This is a genomic window from uncultured Corynebacterium sp. (assembly GCF_945649885.1).
In the GTDB taxonomy this organism is placed as follows: Bacteria; Actinomycetota; Actinomycetes; order Mycobacteriales; family Mycobacteriaceae; genus Corynebacterium.
In genome coordinates this window covers 1-8,107 of sequence record NZ_CALZFS010000129.1, presented here as the reverse complement: position 1 = coordinate 8,107, position 8,107 = coordinate 1, and the positions used below count along the sequence as shown (strand labels likewise).

Sequence of the window (8,107 nt, the reverse complement as noted above, 5' to 3'; positions counted from 1 at the left end):
ACTCGGGAGGGTGTGGGAGAGTAGGTTACTGCCGACCTAAAACTTAATGATTATGGGGGGAAGGAAGAAACGAGTTAGTGGTTTCTTCCTTCTCTTTTTTGTGTTTCTGGGGTGTGTGGTGGTTCTGGTTGGGGTCATCACACACCCCCTTTTTTTTGGTGGAGTGATGTTTTTTTCAGGGGGGGACTGTATTTCCTACATGGAGCCAGCAGAAGGCCCTGGGAACAGCTCATGGTGAACTGTTCCCAGGGCCTTTTGTCGTTGTCAGGCTATAAGGCTATTTATCTTGCCTTAGTAGCAGACAGCTCCCACGGAAGCTGACTGCACTAGCTTGGCGTACTTACCCAGCACACCGTGGAGACGGTGGTTGTCAGGGTGCTTAAGTGCTGCACGGCGCTGCTCGAGCACAGCATCGTCCACTTGGAGGTCGATGCGTCGTTCAGCGATGTCCACCAGGATCGGATCACCGTCCTCCACCAGACCGATGGGTCCACCATCGACTGCTTCAGGGGAGACGTGGCCGATGCAGAGACCGGTTGAGCCTCCGGAGAAACGGCCATCGGTGATCAGAAGAACATCCTTGCCGATGCCTGCACCCTTGATGGCGCCGGTGATGGCGAGCATCTCACGCATGCCGGGACCACCCTTGGGACCCTCGTAGCGGATGATCACCACGTCGCCCTTCTTCAGCTCACCGTTGAGGACTGCGTCCATGGCGGGTTGCTCACGGTTGAACACACGGGCGGTGCCCTCGAAGCGATCTGCGTCGAAGCCGGCGGTCTTCACCACAGCACCGTCTGGTGCAAGGCTGCCGGTGAGGATGGTGAGTCCACCGGTCTTGTGGATCGGGTTGTCCATGGCACGCAGGATCTGGCCGTCAGGGTCTGGTGGGTTGATGCCCTCCAGGTTCTCGGCGACAGTCTTGCCGGTGACGGTTAGGCAGTCGCCGTTGATGAGGCCTGCGTCCAGCAGGGCCTTCATGACCACGGGGATGCCGCCGATCTTGAATACGTCGTTCATCACGTAGCGGCCGAAGGGCTTGAGGTCTCCCAGGTGCGGGACCTTGTCACCGATCTCGTTGAAGTCCTCCAGACGGAGGTCAACATCAGCCTCATGGGCAATAGCCATCAGGTGGAGCACCGCGTTGGTGGAACCACCGAGAGCCATGACAACGGCCACGGCATTCTTGAGGGACTCGCGGGTGATGATGTCGCGGGCGGTGATGCCCTTTTCCAGGAGGTTGAATACCGCCTCACCGGAGCGACGCGCATACTGGGTGCGGTCGCGGTGGATAGCTGGTGGGGCAGCAGAACCCGGCAGGGACATGCCCATGGCTTCTGCAGCCGATGCCATGGTGTTGGCGGTGTACATGCCACCACAGGCACCTTCACCCGGGCAGACGGCGCGTTCAATGGCGTCGACGTCTTCGCGGCTCATCTTGCCGGCGCGGCAGGCGCCGACAGCCTCGAAGGCATCGATGAGGGTGACTTCCTGTTCGGTACCATCAGACAGCTTTGCAGTGCCCGGCATGGTCGAGCCGTTGTAGAGGAATACAGAGGAGAGGTCCAGGCGGGCGGCGGCCATGAGCATACCGGGGATGGACTTGTCACAACCGGCAAGCAGGATGGAACCGTCGAGACGCTCAGCGCTCATGACGGTTTCTACGGAGTCGGTGATGACCTCACGGGAGACCAGGGAATAGTGCATACCCTCATGGCCCATGGAGATGCCGTCGGAGACGGAGATGGTACCGAACTCCAGTGGGTAGCCGCCGGCGGCGTGGATGCCTTCCTTGGCAAAACCAGCAAGCTTCTTCAGCGTCAGGTTGCAGGGGGTGATTTCATTCCAGGAACTGGCGACACCGATCTGGGGCTTGACCCAGTCATCGTCACCCATGCCGACCGCGCGGAGCATTCCGCGGGCAGCTGCTCGTTCTAAGCCATCGGTCACATCGCGTGACCGTGGTTTGATATCGATCTTGTCGTCTTGAGTCATGCCCCAACTCTAGTGAGCCTCGTGAGTTTCGACACATGGCGTTTAGTTTGGTTAACCCCGAAACTAATATTGGCCAGCTTCTTTCACTCTTCGCACAGCGTATTCCATGGTTTCACCTGTGAACTGGTAGTAGCAGGATATGCAGTGCTAAATGGGGGTCTTCCCCGATTTCTCATGCAGTATCCCTGCGGTAGATTGACAGGGGTATAACTGCCCTGGGGGTTGGTCGTCGATAAGCAACCAACCCATGGGCACCCACGGCATGGACCGCTGAAAGCCAGCCCCCCTCGCACACGCAGGGGCCACAAGAGTTTGAGGAAAGCACACGAGTTTATGAGCAATCAGTCCGCGAGCACACCTGAGAAGGGGTCAGAGACCTCTTTCACCCCGGCCACTGACATTGATGCCAACCGTCCGGTAGCAGGCGAGGCGGCGGCACGAGCCGTGAAACTGCATAAGGCCTATGGTCAGGGTGATACCACCGTGACCGCACTGGATCACGTCAGCGTGGAGTTCGAGGCCCGCAAGTTCACCGCCATCATGGGACCATCCGGTTCCGGTAAGTCCACACTCATGCACTGCATGGCCGGTCTGGACACCGCAACCGCTGGTTCCGCCTTCATCGGTGAGACCGATCTGTCCATGCTCAAGGACAAGGACATGACGGCGTTGCGCCGTGATCGGCTGGGATTCATCTTCCAGTCCTTCAACCTGGTGCCCACCCTGACCGCCGCGGAGAATATCACTCTGCCCACAGACATCGCCGGCCGCAAGGTGGATAAGGAATGGTTTGATACCGTCACCTCCCGCCTGGGGCTGACCGATCGTCTCAAGCACCGCCCGGCTGAACTGTCCGGTGGTCAGCAGCAGCGTGTGGCCTGCGCACGTGCCCTGGTGTCCCGCCCGGACATCATCTTCGGTGATGAGCCCACCGGTAACCTGGACTCCAATTCCTCTGCTGAGGTCTTGGATATTCTGCGCACTGCCGTGGACAAAGATGATCAGACCGTGGTGATCGTGACCCACGATGCGCGTGCAGCCTCCTATGCTGACCGTGTGATCTTCCTGGCTGATGGCCGCATTGTTAATGAACTCTTTGATCCCAAGATTGATGACATCCTGGCAACGATGACCGGAATTGAGGACGTTGCCCGATGAGTTCAGGATCCACCATGCGCAGGGTGAGCCTGCGTAATATTGCCGCGCACAAGGTCAGGTTGTTCCTGACCGTGTTAGCCGTGGTGCTGGGCACAGCCTTCGTGTCTGGTTCCATGATGTTCACCAATGCACTGTCCTCCACATTCGATGAGGTCATCTCTGACCAGCTTGATGGTGTGGATGTGGTTGTCTCCACCAACAGTGATGCAACCATTGCCGGCGTGCCTGTTGGGACGCTTGAGGAACTGCGTGCCCATGAGTCCGTTGAGAACGTCAATATCAATGGCAACCAGAGCATCGTGCTGGCCACCGAGGATGGCAAGGCTATCCAGACCGGAGCCGGCAGCGCATCATTGAGCATCTTCTACGGCCCGAATGAAGTTGTGGGTATGCCCCTGGAGCTTGTCGATGGCAACACCCCCGAAGGCACAGAAGAAGTCCTGATCAACCAGCTTGCTGCTGAAGAGTACGGTCTGGGTGTCGGCGATGAACTACTGGTGGTTGACTCCGGTGGACGTTATAACGTCACCATCACCGGTACCACCCAGCTGGATAGTGACACCTCCGGCACCGCCATCAGCCTGGCCATGACAGAAGACGCCTACTCCGAGCGTTACCTGGACGGTGAGACCGTCCCCGGCGTGATCGTCTCCGGAACGGAAGACACCGAGCCCCAGGAGCTTGTTAACATCCTTGCCCCTGAGCTGGGACCCGACTACACCGTGGAAACCGGTGAAGCCCTGGTGGAGGAGGTCACCGGCCAGATCCGTAGCGCGCTGAGCTTCGTGCAGTACTTCCTGGTGGCCTTCGGCCTGATCGCCCTGCTGGTGGGTACCTTCATCATCGCCAACACCTTCTCCATGATCGTGGCGCAACGTCTGCGTGAATTCGCCCTGCTGCGTGCACTGGGTGTCTCCCGCAAGCAGCTCACCCAATCCGTGGTCTTTGAAGCAGTGGTCGTCGGCATCATCGGCTCCGCCCTGGGCGTGCTCGGTGGCATGGGACTGGTGTGGGTGATCTCTGCAGTGCTGGGCAGCTTCGGCATGCCGATGGGCAGCAGCCTGGGACTCACCCCCTCTGCTGTGATCGTGGCTCTGGTTCTGGGCACGATTGTCACCGTAGTCAGTGCTTGGGCGCCAGCGCGTCGAGCTGGTCAGGTGAAACCTGTGGAAGCCATGCGCTCGATTGAATCCACCACGGTTCGTTCCATGCTGGGACGCACCATCACCGGTGGCGTCATCCTGGCATTGGGTATCATCCTGGCGATCGCAGGTGCAGCGATGGCTGATGCTGAAACCGCGGTGCGCTCCATCATGGTGGGCTTTGGTGCACTTTTTGTCATCGTGGGCACCTTCTTCTTCTCACCAGCATTGTCCATCCCAATTGTGGGCGGCTTGGGCAGGATCCTGGGTGCTCCCTTCGGTTCGGTGGGGCGTCTTGCCGCCACCAACTCACGCAGGAACCCACGCCGCACCGCCACCACCGCCTTCGCCCTGACCCTGGGCATCGCGCTGGTCACCGCGATCGGCATGCTGTCTGCCACCATGAAGGAAGCAGTCAGTGACCTCATGGAGGAACAGATCAGTGCAGATTATGTGCTGACCGGTCCAAACAATGGTTCCATCACCCTGCCACGCGAAGCAGCCGCTGAGGTGGCGAAGCTGGATAACGTCGGAGCGGTATCCACCATCGGTGCCAACCTTGTCGACGTTGACGGCCAGTACTCCTTCGCCGGCGGACCACAATCCATGAGTTTCACCGGGGATGGCAATATCGGTGAACTCATCGTGGCCGAAGATATCGAAGGCACTCTGGACCTGACTGAGCCTGGTTTCATCGCATCCCGTGACTTCGCCGAGAGCGTTGGTTGGGAACTGGGTGAGATTTATCCGATCAGTGCTGCTGATCAGCCGGTCGGCGAGGTGGAGCTGGTGGGCATCTATGGTGCCAACATGGCACTGGGCAACTTCATGGTCTCAGAAGCCTCCTTCGAGGGAACCATGGTTGATGGCCAGGGCGTTCCACAGATGATCCTGGTCAACGGTGCCGAAGGTGCTGACGAGGAGCAGCTGCGCAGCGATATTGAAGAGGCTGTGGCTGACTTCATCGTGGTCCAGGTCAAGACCTCCTCGGAATATGCCGGCGAGACCGTGGAGATCATCAACGTCATGATGAACATCCTCTACGCACTGCTGGCTCTGGCCGTGATCGTGGCGATCATCGGCATCATCAACACCCTGGCACTCAACGTGATTGAACGCCGCCAGGAGATCGGTATGCTCCGTGCTGTGGGCACCAAGCGTGGCCAGGTCCGCACCATGATCACCCTGGAATCAGTACAGATCGCCATCTACGGTGCTGTGGTGGGCATGTTGATCGGTCTGGGGTTAGGGTGGGCCTTTGTCACCGTGATGTCTGGTGAAGGGCTTGATGCCGGAGTCGCGGTGCCGTGGGGACAGTTGCTCCTCATGCTCGGCGGTTCGGCCGTGGTCGGTGTGATCGCCGCACTGTGGCCGGCACACAAGGCCGCCAAGACGCCACCGCTGGAAGCCATCACGGATTAACGTGCGGTAGTTTTCTACTGACAGCCTCCCCTGTGATTTTTTATCACTCAGGGGAGGCTGTGGTGTTAGTGGAGTGGGAGAGCGACGGCAGACTGAGTTGTCTATGCTTTTTAGACCATCTAGTTGAATTGGTCACACTAATGCTGGTTTTGGGGGATGGCGGGTTTAGATTGAGAAGATCATCTAGTTTTCTTCCCTTCTTTTCAAGGAGCTTTACCCATGGCTACCGCACACAGTGCCCCCGCCAAGAACAGCCGGTCCGGACTGCCAGCATGGCTGACCGGCTTCGGTGCCCAGGTCATCGCCGGCCTCATCATCGGTCTGATACTTGGCTTTGTCGCGCGTGGCATGAACACCGAACTTGCCGGCAGTGAATCCAGCTGGCTCGGCGGACTGCTGTCCGGTGTGGGCTCTGCCTATGTCTCCCTGCTCAAGGTCATGGTTGTCCCACTGGTGTTCGCCGCTGTGGTGACTAGCGTGGCCAAACTGAGCCAGGTAGCCAATGCCACCAAGCTGGCGATCTCCACACTCGTGTGGTTTGCCATCACCGCCTTCTTCTCAGTACTGGCGGGCATCGCCGTGGGCATCATCATGCAACCCGGTGTGGGGACCTCCGTGGACGCGACCACCGCGGCTGATCCCTCCCGGGTGGGCAGCTGGCTGGGATTCATCCAGTCCGTCATCCCCGCCAACTTCCTCGGACTGTCCGCCTCCTACAGTGAGAGCAGCGGAGCAGTGAATCTCTCCTTCAATGTGCTGCAGATCCTGGTGATCTCCATCGCCCTGGGCATCGCCGCCCTGAAGGCAGGTAAGGCTGCTGAACCCTTCCTGAAGTTCACCGAATCCTTCCTCGCAATCATCCAAACCGTGCTGTGGTGGATCATCCGCCTGGCGCCGATTGGCACCGCCGCACTGATCGGCAATGCCGTGGCCTCCTATGGTTGGTCAGCGCTGAGCTCCCTGGGCAAGTTCGTGCTCGCGATCTACGTGGGCCTGTTCATCGTCATGGCGGTCATCTACCCACTGGTGTTGAAGTTTAACAACCTCCCGGTGCTGGGATTCTTCAAGCGTGTCTGGCCAGTCACCAGCCTGGGCTTTGTCACCCGTTCCTCCATGGGGGTCATGCCGGTGACCCAGCGTGTTGCTGAGCAGTCACTCGGCGTCCCACGTGCCTATGCCTCCTTTGCCGTGCCCCTGGGTGCCACCAGCAAGATGGATGGCTGCGCTGCCGTCTATCCGGCCATCGCCGCTATCTTCGTGGCACAGTTCTATGGCCTGGAGCTGGACATCATGGACTACGTCCTGATCATCCTGGTTTCTGTCCTGGGATCTGCCGCCACCGCCGGCACCACCGGTGCCACAGTCATGCTGACCCTGACCCTGTCCACCCTGGGTCTGCCGCTAGCTGGTGTCGGCCTGCTACTGGCTACGGAACCGATCATCGACATGGGCCGTACCGCCACCAACGTCACCGGGCAAGCCCTGGTCACCGCTGTTGTAGCCAAGCGCCACGGCATTCTGGATCAGGAACTGTGGGATGCCGCTGAACACGGCAGTGCCGCCACCGACAAGGTCCTGCTGGAGCGTGATCAGCAGGAGCAGTCTGCTGAGATCCGCAGCTGAGGTTTCTGATCTGACTGGAACATCCCCCTGAGTCCGTTGCAAAATAGGCTGAGGGGGATATTTATTTCACAGGGCTGTTAAAATCATGCTTTGTGACTAAAAGTATCGAAGACATGCCTAACCTGCCCAAGATCCCCATTGACTGGAAATGGATCCTGGCCACGGTGGTCTCCACCGTGATCGTGGTGTTGCTTCTGGTTATCGTGTACTTTCCGGGAATCCCGGATCCGATGCCGGTGCACTGGAATGCCGCCGGTGAGGCCGATGCCTTCCAGGAGAAGTCACTTGGTGGTTTTCTCTTCAACATCCTCATGGGGCCTGTCATCCTGATCCTGAGCATGCTGGGGGCAGAGGCGATGATCTCCATGCAGTCTGCCTATATCACCGGCCCCGGTGGTGCCAAGACCCCCAATGAGGCACACCGCACCTGGCACGGCTATAAATCCTGCCTGAAGCACCTCGGTTGGTTCATGTTCGCACTCAACCTGTGCATCATGATCTTGTTGTTGAGGACCTACACCGCAAACCCCGGCAGATGGGAACTTCCATTCTTCTTGGTGGTGACCTTCGCACTGTGTGGCGTGCTCATGTTTGAGATGGTCAAGGACCAGAAGACCGTAGAGAAGAAATACCCCAAGGCACCCGGGGAGAAGGGGAAGACCTGGGGAATCCTCTACAACGATCCAGAGGATAAACGCATCCTGGTCGATACCGGTAGTGGGACCAACTTCACCTTCAACATCGGACAGCCTGCAGGAAAATTCTGG

General features: G+C 58.8%; 5 protein-coding genes. 4 read left to right on the top strand and 1 reads right to left on the bottom strand.

All coding sequences use genetic code 11. The features are described 5' to 3' along the window. Window positions 1–291: 291 nt before the first annotated feature. Entirely contained in the window at window positions 292–1,995 is a 1,704-nt protein-coding gene (gene ilvD, locus Q0M74_RS11870) for a dihydroxy-acid dehydratase (protein ID WP_293954735.1), read from the bottom strand. 333 nt (window positions 1,996–2,328) lie between these two features. Between ilvD and Q0M74_RS11865 the strand changes: the two genes are divergently transcribed. The 4 genes from Q0M74_RS11865 to Q0M74_RS11850 all read left to right on the top strand — a co-directional run. Next, the gene (locus Q0M74_RS11865; protein ID WP_293954733.1) at window positions 2,329–3,153 is read left to right on the top strand and encodes an ABC transporter ATP-binding protein; all 825 of its coding nucleotides are present in this window, start codon (window positions 2,329–2,331) and stop codon (window positions 3,151–3,153) included. After that, a complete protein-coding gene (locus tag Q0M74_RS11860) occupies window positions 3,150–5,717 on the top strand; it encodes an ABC transporter permease (RefSeq protein WP_293954731.1) in 2,568 nt (855 codons plus the stop codon). Before Q0M74_RS11865 ends, Q0M74_RS11860 begins: the two co-directional genes overlap by 4 nt. Window positions 5,718–5,936: 219 nt before the next feature. Then, window positions 5,937–7,340 carry a dicarboxylate/amino acid:cation symporter gene (locus tag Q0M74_RS11855; RefSeq protein ID WP_293954729.1) on the top strand — a complete coding sequence of 468 codons (1,404 nt, stop codon included), beginning with the start codon at window positions 5,937–5,939 and terminating at the stop codon, window positions 7,338–7,340. 92 nt (window positions 7,341–7,432) lie between these two features. Beyond that, window positions 7,433–8,107 (top strand): DUF1648 domain-containing protein (locus Q0M74_RS11850; protein WP_293954727.1); only part of this gene is annotated, 675 nt, incomplete at its 3' end.